The organism is Permianibacter fluminis (genome assembly GCF_013179735.1).
In the GTDB taxonomy this organism is placed as follows: domain Bacteria; phylum Pseudomonadota; class Gammaproteobacteria; order Enterobacterales; family Permianibacteraceae; genus Permianibacter; species Permianibacter fluminis.
The window spans coordinates 1-18,100 of sequence record NZ_JABMEG010000003.1 but is presented as its reverse complement, the minus strand read 5'-3'; the positions used below and the strand labels follow the sequence as shown (position 1 = coordinate 18,100).

General features: G+C 61.1%; 14 protein-coding genes. 8 read left to right on the top strand and 6 right to left on the bottom strand.

The window, feature by feature from the left end; genetic code table 11:
• Positions 1 to 4: 4 nt before the first annotated feature.
• The gene (locus HPT27_RS18170) at positions 5 to 2,458 is read right to left on the bottom strand and encodes a tetratricopeptide repeat protein (RefSeq protein WP_172246472.1); all 2,454 of its coding nucleotides are present in this window, start codon (positions 2,456 to 2,458) and stop codon (positions 5 to 7) included.
• A gap of 410 nt (positions 2,459 to 2,868) precedes the next feature.
• Here HPT27_RS18170 and HPT27_RS18165 point away from each other — a divergent pair, with 410 nt between their 5' ends.
• Positions 2,869 to 3,492 (top strand): OmpW/AlkL family protein, encoded by a 624-nt coding sequence (locus HPT27_RS18165; RefSeq protein WP_172246470.1) that lies wholly within the window; start codon positions 2,869 to 2,871, stop codon positions 3,490 to 3,492.
• 72 nt (positions 3,493 to 3,564) lie between these two features.
• Here HPT27_RS18165 and motB read toward each other — a convergent pair whose 3' ends face one another.
• Positions 3,565 to 4,542: a flagellar motor protein MotB gene (gene motB, locus HPT27_RS18160; RefSeq protein ID WP_172246468.1), complete on the bottom strand. Its 978-nt coding sequence runs from the start codon at positions 4,540 to 4,542 to the stop codon at positions 3,565 to 3,567.
• 53 nt (positions 4,543 to 4,595) lie between these two features.
• Entirely contained in the window at positions 4,596 to 5,447 is an 852-nt protein-coding gene (gene motA / locus HPT27_RS18155) for a flagellar motor stator protein MotA (RefSeq protein WP_172246466.1), read from the bottom strand.
• Positions 5,448 to 5,691: 244 nt separating this feature from the next.
• On the opposite strand from motA, the gene HPT27_RS18150 reads away from it, so the two are divergent.
• Complete coding sequence (locus HPT27_RS18150) at positions 5,692 to 6,057, top strand: PilZ domain-containing protein (protein WP_172246464.1); 366 nt, start codon at positions 5,692 to 5,694, stop codon at positions 6,055 to 6,057.
• Between the two features lie 147 nt (positions 6,058 to 6,204).
• Here the strand turns inward: HPT27_RS18150 and radA are convergent, their stop codons facing one another.
• A complete protein-coding gene (gene radA / locus HPT27_RS18145) occupies positions 6,205 to 7,569 on the bottom strand; it encodes a DNA repair protein RadA (RefSeq protein ID WP_172246462.1) in 1,365 nt (454 codons plus the stop codon).
• A gap of 234 nt (positions 7,570 to 7,803) precedes the next feature.
• Here radA and HPT27_RS18140 point away from each other — a divergent pair, with 234 nt between their 5' ends.
• From HPT27_RS18140 to HPT27_RS18125, 4 genes are all read left to right on the top strand, one after another.
• The gene (locus HPT27_RS18140; protein WP_172246460.1) at positions 7,804 to 10,101 is read left to right on the top strand and encodes a PilZ domain-containing protein; all 2,298 of its coding nucleotides are present in this window, start codon (positions 7,804 to 7,806) and stop codon (positions 10,099 to 10,101) included.
• Between the two features lie 168 nt (positions 10,102 to 10,269).
• Complete coding sequence (locus tag HPT27_RS18135; RefSeq protein WP_172246458.1) at positions 10,270 to 11,751, top strand: 3-deoxy-7-phosphoheptulonate synthase class II; 1,482 nt, start codon at positions 10,270 to 10,272, stop codon at positions 11,749 to 11,751.
• A gap of 181 nt (positions 11,752 to 11,932) precedes the next feature.
• Positions 11,933 to 12,184, top strand: a complete 252-nt coding sequence (locus HPT27_RS18130; protein WP_172246455.1) for a hypothetical protein — start codon at positions 11,933 to 11,935, stop codon at positions 12,182 to 12,184.
• A gap of 186 nt (positions 12,185 to 12,370) precedes the next feature.
• On the top strand, positions 12,371 to 12,613 hold the full coding sequence (locus HPT27_RS18125; protein WP_172246453.1) for a DUF2970 domain-containing protein: 243 nt from the start codon (positions 12,371 to 12,373) through the stop codon (positions 12,611 to 12,613).
• A 720-nt stretch (positions 12,614 to 13,333) separates the two neighbouring features.
• On the opposite strand, the gene HPT27_RS18120 is transcribed toward HPT27_RS18125, so the two are convergent.
• A complete protein-coding gene (locus tag HPT27_RS18120) occupies positions 13,334 to 14,221 on the bottom strand; it encodes a LysR family transcriptional regulator (RefSeq protein ID WP_235951120.1) in 888 nt (295 codons plus the stop codon).
• A gap of 76 nt (positions 14,222 to 14,297) precedes the next feature.
• Here HPT27_RS18120 and HPT27_RS18115 point away from each other — a divergent pair, with 76 nt between their 5' ends.
• Positions 14,298 to 15,311, top strand: coding sequence for a zinc-dependent alcohol dehydrogenase family protein (locus tag HPT27_RS18115; RefSeq protein WP_172246451.1), 1,014 nt, complete (start codon positions 14,298 to 14,300; stop codon positions 15,309 to 15,311).
• Positions 15,312 to 15,835: 524 nt separating this feature from the next.
• Here HPT27_RS18115 and HPT27_RS18110 read toward each other — a convergent pair.
• On the bottom strand, positions 15,836 to 16,213 hold the full coding sequence (locus tag HPT27_RS18110; RefSeq protein WP_172246449.1) for a phasin family protein: 378 nt from the start codon (positions 16,211 to 16,213) through the stop codon (positions 15,836 to 15,838).
• A gap of 200 nt (positions 16,214 to 16,413) precedes the next feature.
• On the opposite strand from HPT27_RS18110, the gene HPT27_RS18105 reads away from it, so the two are divergent.
• The coding region (locus HPT27_RS18105) for a PHA/PHB synthase family protein (protein WP_172246447.1) at positions 16,414 to 18,100 on the top strand (1,687 nt) is incomplete at its 3' end.

Sequence of the window (18,100 nt, the reverse complement as noted above, 5' to 3'; positions counted from 1 at the left end):
CGACTCAGTTCTTGCCGGCCACTTTCAGCATTGCCAGAAACCGCGGGTCAGCCACCAGTGGCCGGATATCCGGATCGCTGGCCAGCAGTTTTGCCGGATAACCCAACCGCAGCGCCTCTTTCACCGCACCAATTGCCTGATCACTGTCATTCTGGCGCAGCCGGATCAACGCCAACCGAAACTGACTGACGGCATCATTCGGCGCTTGCTGCAGCGCCAGTTTGATATGGCTCTCGGCCAGTTTGAAATCGCCGAGCTGGCTGGCGAAATAGGCCACCGAGGCATGCGCTTCGGCGTTCTCCGATTGCTCAAGCTGGGCTAGTCCGCCGCTCAGTGCACGCTGGTAGTTGGTTCTGACGGTGCCGACGTCGACACCGGCATGACGCTGGGCATCGGCCAGATTGCCGTACATGCGATAGTCATCCGGCGCCATCTGCACGGCTGTGGCGAAATCGCGCATCGCTGCATCAAACCGGCCCAAGCTGTAATTGAGCGTGGCGCGGTTGTTGAGAATTTCGAAACTCGGTTGCAAGCGATAAGCCTGATCGAAGGCATCGGCGGCGTCTTCCAGTTTGCCGGCCATGTACAGGGCGCCGCCCAAATCGCTGTAACCGCCGGCATGCGGCGAGGCCAATTGCAACACTTTGCGATAGACCTGCGCCGCTTCCTCATAACGACTCTGGCGGTACAAGAATCCGGCCATGGCCTGCTGCGGCCGCCACCACTCCGGATGCAGATTGATCGCTCGCATCAACGTGTGTTCGGCATCGATCAGTTTGCCTTCAGCCTCATCGATTTGCGCCAGTCCGCGGTAGGCCGCCTCATCGAGCGGATTCAATTCCAGCAGGCGCTGATAAACCGAGCGCGCCGCCTGATAATCGCCACGGGTGCGCAGCAACGCCGCCTGACCGCGATTGGCTTCGTAACTTTGCGGCTCCAGTTGCAGCGCACGGTTGCAATCGGCCTCCGCCCGTTGCAGCGAATCAGCTGCGCTCTGTTCGCGATAGTGGCGCAGCCACGCCTCGCAGCGACTGGCCAGCGCCAGAACAAACTCCGGCGCCGTGTTCAGGCTGTCATCGAGTGCCGCAATGGCATGCGTCAAGCTGTCGCTGTCCGGCTCACGCAGCAATTGCTGCGCGCGGGCATACGGTTGATAGGCTGTCCACGAAACCGCGGGCATGCCGGCCGTCACCGTCAGCCGATTGCTGCCGATCGCCGTCAACAGCGCGGCTGCCAGAGCTTCCTCGACGCTGTTGTAGAGACGCGCCAGCTCCGAGACATTGCCGGTCGCCGTTGCTTCGCTGAGTGTGGCGCCGGCTTTGTCCGCCAGCACCACCTGCAATTGCAATTGCTCGCCTTGTTGCTGCAGCACGCCGGTGAGCTTGAAGTCGACCATTGCTGCCGCGCCATCGAGCGCCGGATACAGTTGCAACTGCTGGGTGAAATCATTGCCGAGCCGGTTGGCGAGTTCAGCGGCGATGGGCGCCAGTGCCGGCAGCGCGGCACCGCTGGCATCGCGCGCCTGCAGCGCGATCGAAAACGTGTGCGGCGCTTGTGTCGGCGGCGCAATACCCTGCTGACGATGCAACCAAAAATAGCCGACCACCAACAGCACCGGCAGCGACAGTGCCAACCACGACAAGGCTTGGCGCGATCGCGGTTTGGCAACGACGGTGGTCGCCGCGTGCGAATCGGTCAGCGCCGGCTCGGGTTGGTGCAGGCGATACATGCGCAGCGGATGACCGAGGCTGGGCAACTCCTGCACCCGATGCGGCCGGCTGAGCAACCGTGGATGATGACGCAGGCTGTCATGCACCTGCTCGGACAACAGCACTTCACCGGCACTGGCAATCGCCGCGACATCGGCCGACAGCGCCACGCCTTCACCGACCAGCTCGCCGTCATTCGACAAGGCGTTGCCAATTGCGATGGCCGCCGCGGGCAATCCGGTGTGATAGAAAATCGGACTCTGCTGAATCGCCTGCATCGCTTCGGCGGCGCGAACCGGATTGATGAACGCTGCGACCAGACGCGCCGGTTGCCAGTGCAACAGCACGCCGCCGAATTTGCGCAGCAGCGGATCGAGCTCATGCTGCAATTGCTGTCGATGCTGCAGGGCTTCGGTGGGATGTTCGCGCGACTCGACCGCCAGTTCGGCGAAGCGCAGCGTCAACACCGCGTAGAGACCTTCCTGCAACTGGCCACGGGCATGGCTGGAGTCGCGAGTGAAACTGGGCAGGTTGAAGTCGTATAGCCAGGACACGACCAAGGTGATCGGCAAACCGAGCAGCAGCAGCATGACCACCAGCCGCATGACCCAGTCCGGCAATTCCAGCGCGTCAGCAAGCGCATCGGCGGTTTGCATCGTCAACAGCGCGATCGCCAAATAGGCAAGCAGCGCCTGCACCACTTTGCGGCGTTTGAGTTCGCGCAAAAACTTTTGCAGCTTTTGCACCATGGTCGGCCTTTTTTTGTCCTTCTTACGCAGAGGTCCGACACTCGGCCTGCGCACAAGACCGTCCGGGTCCGAAACCAGTGCGCAACAACGGCAGCGTGTACTTCCTGCGCCGGCCGGGTTGCCGGCGCTAGTTAAAGTTAGCAGCAACCCCGAAATTTGCCGGCCTTTTCCGCAGCCTCGCCCGGATCCAGGGCCAGCACCGGTTTGCCCGCGGATCGGAGCGGGCCCGGATCAGATATCCCGCCGTCATCGACCCCGGCCGCTGCAGACCGGCAGAGCCGCATTACTTTGATGCAGCGCAAGAAAAGGCACCGTCCGGTTTGCGGTAGCGCAAACCCCGCCAGTCCGACCGCCCCGAGAATAGCCCCGGTTCTTTTGTGCCTACTGCTGTTATTTTGGGGAGTGCCTCTATGCGTAGTCGTCTATCTGCTGTTGCCGTCAGTCTGGGCCTGATCGTTGCCCTGAACAGTTCTGTCGTGCTTGCCGAAGAAAGCCCGTGGCTGTTCCGGTTCCGGGCGCTGAACCTGGACATGGATTCGCAATCCAGCGGTGAAGTGCTGCCGGCCGATGCCATTTCGGTCAGCGACAAAGTGATTCCAGATTTCAATATCAGCTATTTCTTCACGCCGAACTGGGCGGCCGAATTGGTGCTGACCATTCCGCAGGAACACGATGTGAAAGTCGAAGGTCTCGGCAACATTGGCAGCTTCAAGCATCTGCCACCGACGCTGACCTTGGCTTACCATTTCAGCCCGGACAGCAATTTCCGGCCTTATGTCGGCGCCGGTATCAACTACACCCTGTTCATGGATGAGGACATGCAGGTCGGCAACGCTGAGGTCACGCTGGAAAACGACAGCATCGGCGCTGCTTACCGGGTTGGTTTTGACTGGGTGATCAACAAGGACTGGCTGCTGAATGTTGACGTCAAGAAAATCCTGATCGGCTCTGATGTTTATCTGGATGGCACCAAGATCAGCTCGCTGGATGTCGATCCGCTGGCGATTGGCGTGGGTATCGGCTGGTATTTCTGAACCGCACTGCGCGAACATCGCGCCGAAAGACAAAGGGTGGCAAAGCCACCCTTTGTTTTCTTGCTGATGGCGTTACTCCGGATTCGGTATCGGCGCTGGCACCGCATCCGTTGCCGGTGCAATATCAGCCGCTGGCGGCACCGCCTCCGGACTGCCATCAGCAGGTTTTGCCCAGTCGGCCAGCACCTGGGTTTTCAAGGCATCATCGACTTTCTTTTTCAGCACAATGATGGCGATGCGGCGATTGATCGGATCATTGGCGTCCTGTTCATTAAACAGCATCGAATCGGAAAAGCCTTCGACCCGGGCAATCTGTTTTTCCGGGACGCCGCCCCGAACCAGCGCCCGTCTGGCGGCATTGGCGCGGTCTGCTGACAGCTCCCAGTTGGAATACTCCGGTCGATCCGCAAACAGCGTGGCATCGGTGTGGCCGGTGATCGAGATCCGGTTCGGCACCTGGGCGATCAGCTTGGCCAGATTCTGCAAAATGGCGATCGAGTAATACTGCATTTGCGGACTGCCGGAATCGAACATCGGCCGCTTGTCCTTGTCGACAATCTGGATACGCAGCCCTTCTGGCGTGATGTCGATCAGGATCTGATCCTTGTAGTCGGTGAAAGCCATGTTGCTTTCAACCATCTCCATCATCTGCTGCTTCAAGTCTTCCAGTTGCTGTTGTTCGATTTCCTCCAGCTTTTTCTGCATCGACTGCTCGTCGTCCGGGCCCTCCTGCTCGGTATCGGCCAGCGCGCCGGGCGCGATCACTTCCGGGGTTTCCTGGGTGCTGGGCAGCTTCGGTTCGCCCATTTCAATCAGCGAGGCGTTGACGCCCCCCTCACCAACCATGGTGCCACCCGGATCGGTAAAGTATTTCGAGATCGCCCCTTTCTGTTCCTTGGTCGTACTGCCGAGCAACCAGAGCAACAGGAAGAACGCCATCATCGCGGTGACGAAATCGGCGAACGCGACTTTCCAGGCACCACCGTGGGCACCACCGTGGCCTTTGTTGACCTTTTTGATGATGAGGGGTTGTTTGCCGTCGTCGGCCATTTTCTAGTGTCTCTGCATCATGCGTTGCGCGACCACCTCGGTTGAATCCACACTCAACCGCCACGCACCCGTTTTTCCAGTTCGGTGAACGATGGCCGCACCGTGCTGTACAACACCTTGCGACCAAATTCGACCGCGATCTGCGGCGGCGCACCGCTGACGCAGGCCAGCAGCGAGACCTTGATGCATTCGTAGAACTTGCCCTCTTCGCGGACCCGATGCTCCATCTGGGTCGACATCGGCCCGACAAAACCGTACGCGAGCAAAATACCGAGGAAGGTACCGACCAGCGCCGCACCGACGTGGTGACCGAGCACTTCCGGCGGGCCGCCGAGACTGCCCATCGTGATCACAATACCCATGACCGCCGCGACGATACCGAAACCGGGCAAACCATTTTCCACTTTGGCCAGTGCCGTCGATGGCAGCAGCGCTTCACTGTGATGGGTTTCCAGCTCGGCATCCATCAGCGCTTCGAGTTCGTGCGCCGCCATGTCACCCACCACCATCAGCCGCAGGTAGTCGCAGATGAAGTCCATGACATGGTGGTCTTTGGTGATGAGTTTGTACTTGCTGAAAATCGCACTGGATTTCGGATCGTCAATATCGCCTTCGATGGCGATCAACCCTTCCTTGCGGATTTTCTGGAACACGTCATACAGGCAGGACAACAATTCCATGTACAGCGTCTTGTTGTAGGGCGTGCCGCCAAGCAGGCCGAAGCTGCTCTTGATGGTGGTGCTGACCACGCTCATCGGATTGGAGATGAAGAAGGCGCCGAACGCGGCGCCGCAGATGGTAAGCACTTCGAACGGTTGCCACAGGGCCAGCAACTGGCCACCCGACAAGGTGTAACCGGCAATAACCGCTGCCCATACAATGATGGCGCCAACAATCAGGTTCATGAGCTATCCACAAATTCCGGGGTTGCCGAGAAGGGCTGGCCAAACGGCTTGGCCAAGCCCAAGTACCGGCAGCAGCGCCCCCGGTACGACCTCAAGAATAGTGCATGCGGCGATTACGCCAAGTGATTTGGTCAACTTGTGCCAGTGGCGGCCACTTGCGCGGTCACACCGGCACACGCAATTGGCCGGCATTACCTATACTGTGGCCATGCTTTCCCGGCTACCCGCGCAAGATCCCGACGACATGACCAGTCCAGATGACCGCCGCCGTTTCCGGCGGGTCGACTTTTTCACCGGCGCATTCCTGTGCGACGCCAATGGCCGCGTGCCCTGCGAGGTGCACGATCTGTCGCTGCATGGCGCCTTGGTGGAAGTGGCGGGCGAATTCCGTGATGTCAGCCTGATCACCCCGCTGGCGCTGGAAATCCCGCTCGATGACGACACCCATATCCGGATGCAGGTGCGCGTCGCCCATGATCGCGAAGGCGTTCGTGGTCTGGAATGCGACAGCATCGATGTCGACAGCATCACCCATCTGCGCCGCCTGGTGGAGCTCAATCTGGGCGATGCCAGCCTGCTCGAACGCGAGCTGCCGGCCCTGCACGCCTGAGCTGACAGCACTGGCGCAGCCCGCGCCAGTCGGCGAATCCATCGGTGCTTGAAAACAAATCAGGCGGGTCATGGCCCGCCTGATTTGTTTTTAACATCCTTGGTTTTTACCGTCGTTTTTTTCCACGTCAGGTACGGCCGCCGGCCCTCAATCAAACGCCACGGCCAGGGCTTCCGCCAGCGATTTGACCGCCTGCACCTGCATGTTGGCAATCGGCGTGCGCGGGGCATTGGCGGCCGGCACAATCGCCCGCTTGAAGCCGTGCTTGGCCGCCTCCTTGAGCCGGTCCTGACCGTTCGGCACCGGCCGCAATTCGCCGGCCAGACCGACTTCACCGAAGCTGATGAGGCCGGTATCGAGCGGTCGGTTGCGCAAGGACGACAACACCGCCAGCAGCTGCGGCAAATCGGCGCCGGTTTCCAGCACCCGGACGCCGCCGACCACGTTCAGAAACACATCCTGATCGTAAGTGATCACACCGCCGTGACGGTGCAGCACGGCAAGCAGCATCGCGATGCGGTTGCCATCCAGCCCAACCGCGACCCGGCGCGGATTGCCGGCCTTGGTCTCGTCGACCAGCGCCTGCACCTCGACCAGCAGCGGCCGGGTGCCTTCCCAGGTCGCGGTGACCAGCGAGCCCGGCACCGGATCGCTGGTCCGTGACAGAAAAATTGCCGACGGGTTTTTCACTTCCTTGAGACCGGACTCGGTCATCGCGAACACGCCAAGCTCGTTGACCGCGCCAAAGCGGTTCTTGACCGCCCGCACCAAGCGATAACGGCCGTCACTTTCGCCTTCGAAATAGAGCACCGCATCGACCATGTGCTCAAGCACGCGCGGGCCAGCCAGCGCGCCGTCCTTGGTGACATGACCAACCAGAAACAAGGCGGTACCGGTCTGCTTGGCAAAACGGGTCAATTGCGCCGCGCTCTCGCGCACTTGCGACACGCCGCCCGGCGCGCTTTGCAGCTGCTCGGTGTACAGCGTCTGCACCGAGTCCACCACCATTACTTGCGGCTTTTCTTTTTCGGCGGTGGCGATGATGCGCTCGACCTGAGTCTCGGCCAGCAAGGCCAGTGGTGAATCGCCCAAGCCGAGCCGCTGCGCCCGCAAGCTGACCTGCTCCAGCGACTCTTCACCGGTGACGTACAGCGCCGGCCGGGTCTGCGCCAGCAGACAAAGCGTTTGCGTCAGCAGCGTTGATTTGCCGATGCCGGGGTCACCGCCGAGCAGCACCACCGAGCCCGGCACCAGCCCGCCACCGAGCACCCGATCGAGCTCGCCGGCGCCGGTCGGCCAACGTTCGACCTGGCCGGGCGCCACCGCCGTCAGCCGGGTCACCGGCGACGCGCTGCCGGTGTAACCGCCAAAGCGGCCGCCGCGCGAAGCAGCCGCCACTTCGACCTGCTCGCTGAGCGTATTCCAGGCACCGCAATCGCCACACTGGCCGGCCCATTTGCTGCTGATCGCCCCGCACGCCGCGCAGGCATAGACCGTTTTATTTTTCGCCATCGCGGCCGATAACCTTTTGTCCACAGTGGCCGGCATTATGGCGGGCACCGGCGCCCCCGACCAGCAATCGGCGCTGTCTTGGAATTGTCCCGGAGTTGTCCTGGCGCTGTCTTGGCATGGCCGCGACGGGAGGTCGACCTCAAAACCGCAGCACAACAGCTATGCTGATTGGGCAAGCACATTGGCAACCCCGGCACACCTCCATGCCGCGCCGGGTGTAGATGAGAACAATAAATGGCCGATATCAAACCACCGGCGCCACGCAAACCGATGGTCGATCCGCTCGAAGCCAAACGGCTGGAGCAACCCTGTTTACGCACCATCGATCTGCGGCCCGAGCGCGGCAAGCGCTGCCGCGCCTATCCACACGGTGGCCGCACCCACTGGCTTGATGACGCCGCCATCGCCGCCTTCGAACAGGCCATGGTCGACTTCAAGGGCCGCTACACCATCGGCGTGTATGAACGGACGCTGGCCAGCAATGCCGCGCAACCCGCCGTGCCCACATTGAGCAACCGCGAACCAAACGCCGGCAGCGAAGAGGCCATCCGCCGGATTCCGTTTGGCTATCGTCCGCACCGGCACGAGTCCCGGCTCAATTTCGTTTCCGCCATCAACATCGAACTCGACAGCGACAAGCCGGGCGGCAACAAAACCGTCGCCGGCAAAACCCTTGATCTGTCGCTGCTCGGCGTGCGCGTGCAGATTGCCGCCAGCGATGACATTCCGACCAACAGCAATGTGCTGGTGCACTACCACGAACTGCAGCAACGCGCCGACGAACCGCTCGGCAGCATTGCCTACACAGTGCTCGGTACCGATCGCGACGGTGACAAGAAACTGCTGCGCCTGAAACGGGTCATGCGCGCCACCGAGCATGTCTTTGACGCGTTTGTGCCGAGCTTCATCGAGCACCAGCTCGCCCGCTACAAAATGGAATTGAAAGACGCGCTGCCGGCCACCTATGCCCGCATCTACGAGCGTCTGTACAGCCAGCGCGCCTGGTTTGCCGAAGCGTTTTTTGCTCTCGATCAGGAGCGGCCGGAACTGCTGTTTGTCACCACCGCTGCCGATTGGCAACGCGAGCAGGATTTGCAAGTGCTGCCACAAATCGCCGCACGCTTGGCAGCGGGCGCCAGCAGCGCCGACTGGCAGCAACAGCAGCAAGCCACCAGCCACACCGCGCTGCATTACTGGCTGCGCACCGAGCGCGGTGATTACCTGTTGCCGGCCTCCGCGCTGACACCGCTGCGACGGGCCGATTGGCAAACGCTGGCGGCACATGCGGTTGCAGTCGCCAGCACCGGGCAGCGGCAAAAACCGCTCGATGCCGGCCAGATCGAACAGGCGCTGGAACTGCTGCCTGATGAACTGGCGCCGACCGTGCTGGCCTGGCAGCAGCGCCTGCAACGCCAGCAGTACGGACTGGCCATCGTGCCGCTCGGACCGCTACCAAATCCGGCCCACATGTTGGCGCCAGAGTGGCTGCGCGAATACGCGCTGATCCCGAGCGCACTGACTCCGAATGCACTGACCCCAAACACACTGACCAGTGAGCGTCAGAAGCAGCCGACCGAACTGGCGCCACTGACCGCACTCGGCCTGCGCGGCGCGCGCGCGCAAGAGCGCTTTCGCTACCGCACACCGATGCTGCTGCATACCGAAGATGGCCGCGAATTCGCTGGCGAGTCGCTCGACTTTTCCATCAACGGTCTCGGCCTCGAATTGCACAACGACATCGGCCTGACCCCGCGCGAATGGTTGCGAGTCAGCTTTCCGGTGTTGCAGCAAAAAGTGAAAGAGCCGGAAGAACTTGCCGACCAGCCGTATCGGGTCGTTCGGCAACTGGGTCGGCGCTTGACGCTGGAGCGCGACTTTCGCGTGGTCGGGCATCGCGCGGCGCGGTTTTTTGCCCACATCATTCAGCAGAATCGCGGCCGGCTGCCGGTCTGTCACAACGAGCGGCAGGAAACTGCCGAGTCGCAATTGTCGGAACAGGTGCTGGTGCGCGGCCTGATTGGTTGTCCGCTGTTTGTCGCCCGCGATCAGGACAAGCATCCGCAGTTGCTGGCGCTTGGCCATCATCACGGCAGCGAACCGGGCGCGCCATTCAACGGCCCCCAAGGCGCCGCCGTTTTGGCCGCGTTGGCGGATTTGCCGGTGCTTTACGATCTGCTGGCCGGCATCTGCAATTCGGTCGGCGCGGTGGAAAAAGTCGCCTTTCACAAACTGCTGCTGATGCCTGCCAGCACCACCACGCCGGCGCGCTGGCAAGTGTTGCCGCGTGCCACCAGCAACGACAACCTGACCGCTTTTCTGAACCAGGGTGGCCAGCTGTTTCAACTGATTCTGACGCCAGTGCCAAGCCTGCCGCGACGCGAGCTGGACGACGCGCTGCTGCCCATCCTCGGCAACTCCCGGCACCGCGCCAACGAGTTTCGCAGCGAGCTCAGCCGGCTGGTCGGCATCGCCACGCTGTTTGATATTTCGCCGGCGGCCAAGACCGCGCTGGCGCAGAACCTGCCGCTCTGAGCGCTGCCGTTAGCGCCGAGGTTGCCGCGGTTTCACTGATCGTCGTCATGCAGGCGCCAGACAGCCGGTGTACGATGGCGCCATTGATCAGTTCAGACACGCCCTGCCCACGCCCCGCACCGAGCGCACCCGCGACCGGCCGCTGGGTCCGGCAGGCAGACCCCAACCATGTGGCATCCCGATTCCTGGCAAGCGTTGCCGCTGAGCCAGTTTCCGCCCTATCCCGATGCGGCGGCGCTCAGCCGCGCCACGGCCGAATTGCGCCGACTGCCGCCGCTGGTCACGACCAGCGAAATCGACCGCCTGCAAAGCCAGTTGGCGGATGCCGCCGCCGGCAAACGCTTTCTGTTGCAAGGCGGTGACTGCGCGGAAAGTTTTGCCGACTGCACCAGCGAACGCATCACCAGCAAACTGAAAATCCTGCTGCAGATGAGTCTGGTGCTGCTGCACGGCCTGAATGTGCCGATCGTCCGGGTCGGTCGCATTGCCGGCCAGTACGCCAAACCGCGCAGCGACGAAAGCGAAACCCGCGACGGCATCACCTTGCCGAGCTATCGCGGCGATTTGATCAACGACGCCGAATTTTCGCTGGCCGCGCGCACGCCCGATCCGCAGCGTTTGCTGACCGGTTACAGCCTCGCCTCACTGACGCTGAACTACATTCGGGCGCTGACCGAAAGCGGCTTTACCGATCTGGCCGAAGCCGAGCACTGGAATCTGGATTTCATGGCGCAGAGTCCGCGCGCCGCCGACTATCAACACATCGTCGATGAAGTGCGCCGGGCATTTGCCCGGGAAAATGGCCACGGCGTCGCGGCGGAGATCAGCACGGCGGCGCGCCAGCGCGGGCTCGATAAAATGGCAGCCAGGCCTGATTTTCCTGCTACGGGTTTTGCTGCCGCCGTCTTTTCTGCTGCCATCTTCCCCGCGCAGGAAGTGTTCACCTGCCACGAAGCGTTGCACCTGCATTACGAATCGGCGCTGACCCGCAAAGCCAGCCTGAATCCGGACGCGCAGGGCCGCTGGTACAACTTTTCCACCCATCTGCCCTGGGTTGGCATGCGCACCGCCGATCTGCACGGCGCCCATATCGAATACCTGCGCGGCATCGCCAATCCGGTCGCCGTCAAAGTCGGCCCCGGGCTCAGTGGCGATGGCTTGCGCGCGCTCTGTGAGCGGCTCAATCCGGCGCGCATTCCGGGTCGGCTGACCCTGATTCACCGTTTCGGCGCCAGCCGTATCCAGCAGCATCTGCCGGCACTGATCGACGCAGTCCGGCAGGACGCGCATCCCGTGCTCTGGGTCTGCGACCCGATGCATGGCAACACCCAATTGACCGCCAGCGGTATCAAGACCCGCCGCTTCGACGACATCCTGAGCGAGCTGGAGCAGGCATTTGCGCTGCACCGGCAACAGGGGTCGGTGCTCGGCGGCGTGCATTTTGAGTTGACCGGTGAAGCGGTGACCGAGTGCATCGGCGGCGCCCGCGGCCTCGACGAAGCCGGCCTCGACCGGGCCTATCACAGCCTGGTCGACCCCCGCCTCAACGGCGAACAGGCGCTGGAAATGGCCCTGGCCATTGTCCGGATGCGGCAGGGTCGGCCGGCCATTGGTGCCGACATCCCAGCCAATCAGCAGGTCGGCGGTTAACTGGTAAGCTTGTTTTGGTAATTTTGCCGACCGGCGGCGTGATCCATTGGCCGGCGATCGGCCTACAATGCCCGGTGCCGTAAAACGCAGGCGCTGCGTCGGCACAGCATAAAGCACAGGAACCGGACGGACGCGGCCAATCAGGCTACGGTCCCGGCGACCCCGGATGGGAGGAATGACAATGAAACGCTTGCTGGTACTGGCCTTCATGGCACTCAGTGCCGTTGGTGTACTCGCCGCCGAGCAGCGCTGTCAGAATCCGGTCCCGGGCGGCCAGCAAGTCGCGCCGCAGACCGAGCAAAATCCGGCGCAAGACCCGGACCAGTGCCCGAAAAAGAAAAAGGACGATGTCAGCTGGGTTGATTGGGCCATCGGCTCACACCAAATGCCCAGCCTGCACTTCGTTGATTTTCTCGAACTGTTCGTCCGCTGAGCCCGTTCTCCGCCAACCGCATCAGACTTCAAAAAAAGCCGGCAGCAGCCGGCTTTTTTATTCGCGCATTTCCGTCAGCTAGCCGGCGTTTGCGCAAACCGCCTGATGCGCGCAGCCCATGAAGGCAGCCGGACGCCAAATCGGCGACAATACGCCATTGCCCCCATCCACACCCCGGAGCCCGCCATGTCCGATCAGCCCGCCAACACCCCGACACCCGAACAAGAACCTCAGCGCCCGGGCGTGCTCAACATGCTGCAAAGCGTCGCCGCCGCCGCCTTCGGCGTGCAAAGCGAAAAGAAACGGCAACAGGATTTTCAACACGGCAAACCCGGCGACTACATCGCCCTTGGCGTGATCTTCGTGATTGTGTTCATCGTGACCCTGATCGTCGTGGTCAATATGGTGCTGAGCAGTGCCGGGAAGTAACGGACGGTAACCGCTCGCGCGAATTACCAAATGCATTGAACGATGCCTGACGGCCAACGCCTCATCGCAAACAGTGAACAAACGTAGCCCGGATGCAGCGACGCGAAATCCGGGAGCTTTTCGAACTGCATCCCGGATTCCATTTCATTTCATCCGGGCTACGATTAATCAAGAAACACGATGCACCATAAGATTGTCGCTGTGCTTCGAAAGTTCATAAATCACTACACCGAGTACCCGCTCATATAGCAGCCCCGCGTCGGGCCCAATGACGGACACGTAGGTGCCGTCGTCGTCGCGCAGTCGTACCTCTACTGGACCGCTGTCGGAGCGAAGAGTAACGGAGTACTCCTGCCCCTCCACGAACTCAGGCCAGGAACGCATGACAGACGCTAGATCAGTTGGTAGTGAGAAGTAGGAGACGATCTGGACTTCGCGTTGCCTCATGGCGCCACCTAAAAGTTTTGAATGGTTTGGAATCTGACCTAATTTCGTTTTCAACTCAAGAATGAAGAGGGCGCTAGGTAGTTCGGTAGGCTTGGCAGAGGCACAATGAGCCGAAATCTATCATTTCTTCCAAGCACAAACTGATTTGAAATCAGCTCTGACTCATGTTGCCGTCGGCGATGATTTCGGCACCGACAATGACGGCGGATTCGGGCGACGAGAGATGCAGCACGGTAGCGCCAATCTCTTCCCGCTTTCTTCCATCTTCACGCTTTATTCTTCAATCGGCGGGAACCGCTCAATCAGAAAATCGAGCAATGCCCGGAGCCTGCCCAGTCGGCGCAGATCCTGGTGGTAGCCAATCCAGGTCAGCCGGGACGGTGGTGGCTCGGTCAGCGTGATGGCTTGCAACTGCGGGTGTTGCGCCGCTAATGCAACGGGTAACACCGCGAGCCCGACGCCATCGGCGCAGGCACGCGCCTGAACTTCCCGGTTGTTGCTGGTGAATACCACGCTGGCGCGTGGCAAATGCCGCGCGAGCCATTCCACATCCGGCATGCCACCGAATGCGCTGTTCATTGTGATCACGCGCGCGCCTTCGCCCTGCGCTTGCAGCGGCGCCGCCTCCGCTGCCGCGTACAAACCATAGTGCATGCGCAGGAAACGTCGCGAAACGATGTCGGGGCCTTCAAATGGTGTGATCCGGAACGCGAGATCGGCTTCTCGGCGGGCAAGGTCATAAGCCCGGCTGTCAGTAAGCAGTTCGATTTCGATTTGATTGTGCCGTTTGGCAAATTCGGCGAGCGCCGGTGTCAGCACGTAATGACCAAACCAGTCGGATGCCGTGATTCGGATAAGGCCGGACAAGGCCTGTTCGCCCCCAGCAAGCCGGCGCTGGAAATGCAGCGCCTCTTCTTCCATACGTTCGGCCGCAGCGAGCACCGACACGCCGGCATCCGTCAGCATCAGGCCGGTATGGCTGCGCTGAAACAGCACCGCAGCAACGGATTGTTCCAGCGCGGTAATGCGGCGGCCGATGGTGGGTTGGGCCAAACCGAGCTGCCGGCCGGCCGCGCCCAGTGAGCCGGTCCGTGCCACCGCGAGAAAGACTTGGACATCACCCCATTGCATTGCGATGACCAATACATTTACGTATGACATGCATGCATTTATAGCGCTTCTCGCGCAAATTTGTTGGCGCTACTGTCAGTCACCTCGCCTCTTTGGAGATTGACCCATGTCTGCCACCGCTTTCCCCGCCCACATGCATGCCGCCATTCAGGACGACTATGGCCAACCGCTGCGCATCGACTGGATGCCGACCCCCATCCCCGGTGATGACCAGGTGCTGGTGCGGGTGCGTGCAGCGGGCCTTAACCCACTGGATACCAAAATCCGCGCCGGCAAGGCCGCGCACGCCAAACAACCGTTGCCAGCGGTGTTGGCGATGGATATGGCCGGCACCGTCGTGGCCGTGGGTTCAGGCGTGAAAGATTTTCGTGTCGGCGATGACGTGTTCGGCATGGTCGGCGGTGTCGGTGGCGTGCAGGGCGCACTGGCGGAGTACATGGCCGTTGATCCGGCGCTGCTCGCGCCCAAACCGGCCGCGCTGTCCATGCGGGAAGCAGCGGCGCTGCCGCTGGTGTTCATCACGGCCTGGGAAGGTCTGGTGGACCGCGCAAACGTGGCGCCGGCGATGTCGGTCTTGATCCATGGCGGCGCGGGTGGCATTGGCCACGTTGCGATCCAGATTGCCCGCGCGTTTGGCGCCACGGTCTTCGCCACCGGCAAAGCGAGCCAGCAGGATGTCATCGAGCAGCTGGGCGCGACGTTTATCGATTACCAGCAGCAATCGGTAACGCAATACGTGGATCGTCACAGCAAAGGCGAAGGCTTCGACATCATCTTCGACACCGTGGGTGGCAGCACGCTGGACGATTCCTTTCAGGCGGTTCGGCCTTATCGCGGCCATGTCGTCAGCGCCCTGGGTTGGGGCAACCATTCGTTGGCGCCGCTTTCTTTCCGTGCCGGGACTTACTCCGGCGTGTTCACGTTGATGCCGTTGCAAACCGGACGCTACCGCGAGCACCACGGCAGCATCATGCGCGAAGCGGCACGCTTGGCCGATGAAGGAGCACTGAAGCCACGGCTCGATCCGACGCGATTCACGCTCGATACGGCAGAACAAGCTTACCGTTGGCTCGAAACAGGCGCAGCCAATGGCAAGGTCGTGGTGACGGTAACGGAGTGAGCAAGCCGGTATATGTGATGCCAGTATTTGTGGTGCCAGTTTTGTAATCGGACATTTGTGATCGGGCATTTACGACCGGGCATTTATGACCGGGTACTGCTGACAGGCAATAAACGTAGCCCGGATGCAGCGCTGCGGAATCCGGGGAGCCCTCTAAACCGCTCCCCGGATTCCATTTCATTGCATCCGGGCTACATCGATTGGCGAAGCAGCCGCTCAATCACGCCGTCACACATGCCCGATTGCGCAGCCGCGTGACTCACACGAATTCTCCGCGAGCTGCGGACACGTGCCCGCATTTTGCCGGGCAAAAAAATACCCCGGTGGCATGACGCCGACCGGGGCTTCGAGAAGGGTTTGCTCTCGCAGACTGTCAGAAAATTAGGTTGGCATCACAATCGCTGCGATGCCTGACTGATGGCGGCTTGGGGGAGCTGCCATCAGCTCAAACAGGTTTACCGATTTACTGAGCGGTCAAAACAGCCACTCAATAAAACCGCTCAATAACAACCGCTCAAAACAGCTTAGGCTGCTTTGCTGGCCTTGGCCGGTTTGGCAGTGACGTCAGCAACCGGGAAACGCTCGGCGACAAAGCCGGTGATTTCCTTGCGGTTTTCTTCAATCAGCGCGCCGAACTTGCTGGCGTCTTCGCTCACCCGGGCTTGCAGGGTCTGCAGCACTTCCAGTTGCTGGCTGGCCAGCGACTTGAGCTGCTCGGCATCGGCAACTTTGGCAGCGGCTTGCAGCTGCTTGAGGCCGAGTGCGGCGTAGGCGTTGAAGCTTTCGAGCTGGGCTTGGCCGAGCTTTTCTGCCTGGCGCAATACCAGCTGGTTAAACTCCACCACCGGCTGGTAGAACGAACGGCCTTGTTCGTTGATCGAGTTAAACAGATTGTTCCACATGGCATTGCCTCCTATTGGCAGTATGTTGCGGCGCAGCATAGATCGATTGATGTTGCAATGCAACAATAATCTGCCAGCATGACGGTGAGACGACAATTGACTGGCCGCCCCGGCCTCGACTGGTACGTTTTCCTCAGTACCGGTCCCGCCACCGGCAAGACCCGGATTAACCGCATTACAGGCATAAAAGGACCCACGTGATGAGCGCGAACGCCGCAACCCCGGAGCTGAACCCCGCCGCTGAGCAGGCCGAGCTGATGGCCCGGATCAGCAAGAGTTGGCAGCAGCTGATCGCCATTTACGCCCAAGGCGGCGCCGACTTCAGCCAGGACATGGCCCGGCTGGCCGCCATCTGGGCGCGCTGCTTTCAGGAAAGCTGGGCGCTGTGGCAGGCGCGCGGTCCGCAGCACCCCAGCCTGCAGGCGTTCGATGCCAACGCCTGGCAACAGCAACTGGCCGCGCGGATGGCGCCGGCAGGCGGTGCGGTTTCGGGCGCCAACCCGAGCACCGACAAGCGCTTCAAGAGCGAACACTGGAATCAGGGTTACTACACGCTGCTGCGCGAAACCTACCTGATGTACGCCGAGCACATGTTCAAAGCCCTGCAACCGACCAACATCAGCGAGCGTGAACAAACCGAAGCGCTGCGCTTTTTCACCCGGCAAGCGATCAATGCGTTTTCACCAAGCAATTTTCCGCTGACCAATCCCGATGTCTGGGCCGAAGCGCAGCGCACGCAAGGCTTGAGTCTGCTGCGTGGCGTTGCTCATTATCTGGAAGACACCGTGCGTGGCGGCGGCCGCCTGAACATCAGAATGACCGATCTCGATGCCTTCACGCCGGGCGTCAATGTCGCGGCAACGCCGGGCGCCGTGGTGTATCAAAACGATTTGATCCAGCTGATTCAATACACTCCGACCACCGAAAAAGTGCACAAGCGGCCGCTGCTGATCATTCCGCCGTGGATCAACAAGTTCTACATTCTGGATCTGCGGCCGCAGAACTCGCTGGTGCGCTGGGCCGTTGCCCAGGGCCACACCGTGTTTGTGATCTCCTGGGTCAATCCGGGCGCCGCACACAAAGACAGAGGCTTTGATGATTACCTGACCGACGGTACGCTGGCCGCCATCGCCGCAGTGCAGAAAATCACCGGCGAGAAAGAGCTGAACGCCATGGGCTATTGCCTCGGCGGTACGCTGCTGGCCAGCACGCTCGCCTACTTCGCGGCCCAAGCCGAACAGCAACCGAAAAAGAAGAATCCGATTGCCCGCGCTACTTATATGGCAACGCTGATCGATTTTTCTGAACCGGGCGAAATCGGCGTTTACATCGACGAGCAACAGCTCGATCTGCTCGACGCGCAAATGGCAAAAGAAGGCGTGTTCAACGGTCGCAACATGGCGACCGCGTTCAATTCCTTACGCGAAAACGATTTGATCTGGAGTTACTGGGTCAACAACTACCTGCTCGGCAAGAACCCGATGGCGTTTGACCTGCTGTACTGGAACTGCGACGCGACCAACCTGCCAAGCAAGATGCACAGCTTTTATCTGCGCAACATGTATCTGCACAACCGCTTCAAGGATGCTAACGGCATCACCCTGCTCGACACCCCGATCGATATCCGCAAGATCAAGACGCCGGTCTACTTTCTCTCGACTGAACAGGATCACATCGCGCTGTGGACAGCGACCTACAAAGGCGCGCTGCTGCACAGCGGCCCGGTCCGCTTCGTGCTCGGCGGCTCCGGCCATATCGCCGGCGTGATCAATCCGGATGGCAGCGACAAATACGGTTATCAAACCAACGACGAACTGCCGAAAGACCCGCTGCTCTGGCAAGCCGAGGCAAAACAGCACTCCGGCTCATGGTGGCGCGACTGGCATG

Bases quoted from the DNA above. Each gene is read 5' to 3' on its own strand.
- motA (WP_172246466.1), bottom strand. From the start codon at position 5,447: ATGAACCTGATTGTTGGCGCCATCATTGTATGGGCAGCGGTTATTGCC.
- HPT27_RS18130 (WP_172246455.1), top strand. From the start codon at position 11,933: ATGAAACGCTTGCTGGTACTGGCCTTCATGGCACTCAGTGCCGTTGGT.
- HPT27_RS18120 (WP_235951120.1), bottom strand. From the start codon at position 14,221: ATGTCATACGTAAATGTATTGGTCATCGCAATGCAATGGGGTGATGTC.
- HPT27_RS18170 (WP_172246472.1), bottom strand. From the start codon at position 2,458: ATGGTGCAAAAGCTGCAAAAGTTTTTGCGCGAACTCAAACGCCGCAAA.
- HPT27_RS18165 (WP_172246470.1), top strand. From the start codon at position 2,869: ATGCGTAGTCGTCTATCTGCTGTTGCCGTCAGTCTGGGCCTGATCGTT.
- HPT27_RS18140 (WP_172246460.1), top strand. From the start codon at position 7,804: ATGGCCGATATCAAACCACCGGCGCCACGCAAACCGATGGTCGATCCG.
- HPT27_RS18135 (WP_172246458.1), top strand. From the start codon at position 10,270: ATGTGGCATCCCGATTCCTGGCAAGCGTTGCCGCTGAGCCAGTTTCCG.
- HPT27_RS18125 (WP_172246453.1), top strand. From the start codon at position 12,371: ATGTCCGATCAGCCCGCCAACACCCCGACACCCGAACAAGAACCTCAG.
- HPT27_RS18150 (WP_172246464.1), top strand. From the start codon at position 5,692: ATGACCAGTCCAGATGACCGCCGCCGTTTCCGGCGGGTCGACTTTTTC.
- HPT27_RS18110 (WP_172246449.1), bottom strand. From the start codon at position 16,213: ATGTGGAACAATCTGTTTAACTCGATCAACGAACAAGGCCGTTCGTTC.
- HPT27_RS18115 (WP_172246451.1), top strand. From the start codon at position 14,298: ATGTCTGCCACCGCTTTCCCCGCCCACATGCATGCCGCCATTCAGGAC.
- motB (WP_172246468.1), bottom strand. From the start codon at position 4,542: ATGGCCGACGACGGCAAACAACCCCTCATCATCAAAAAGGTCAACAAA.
- radA (WP_172246462.1), bottom strand. From the start codon at position 7,569: ATGGCGAAAAATAAAACGGTCTATGCCTGCGCGGCGTGCGGGGCGATC.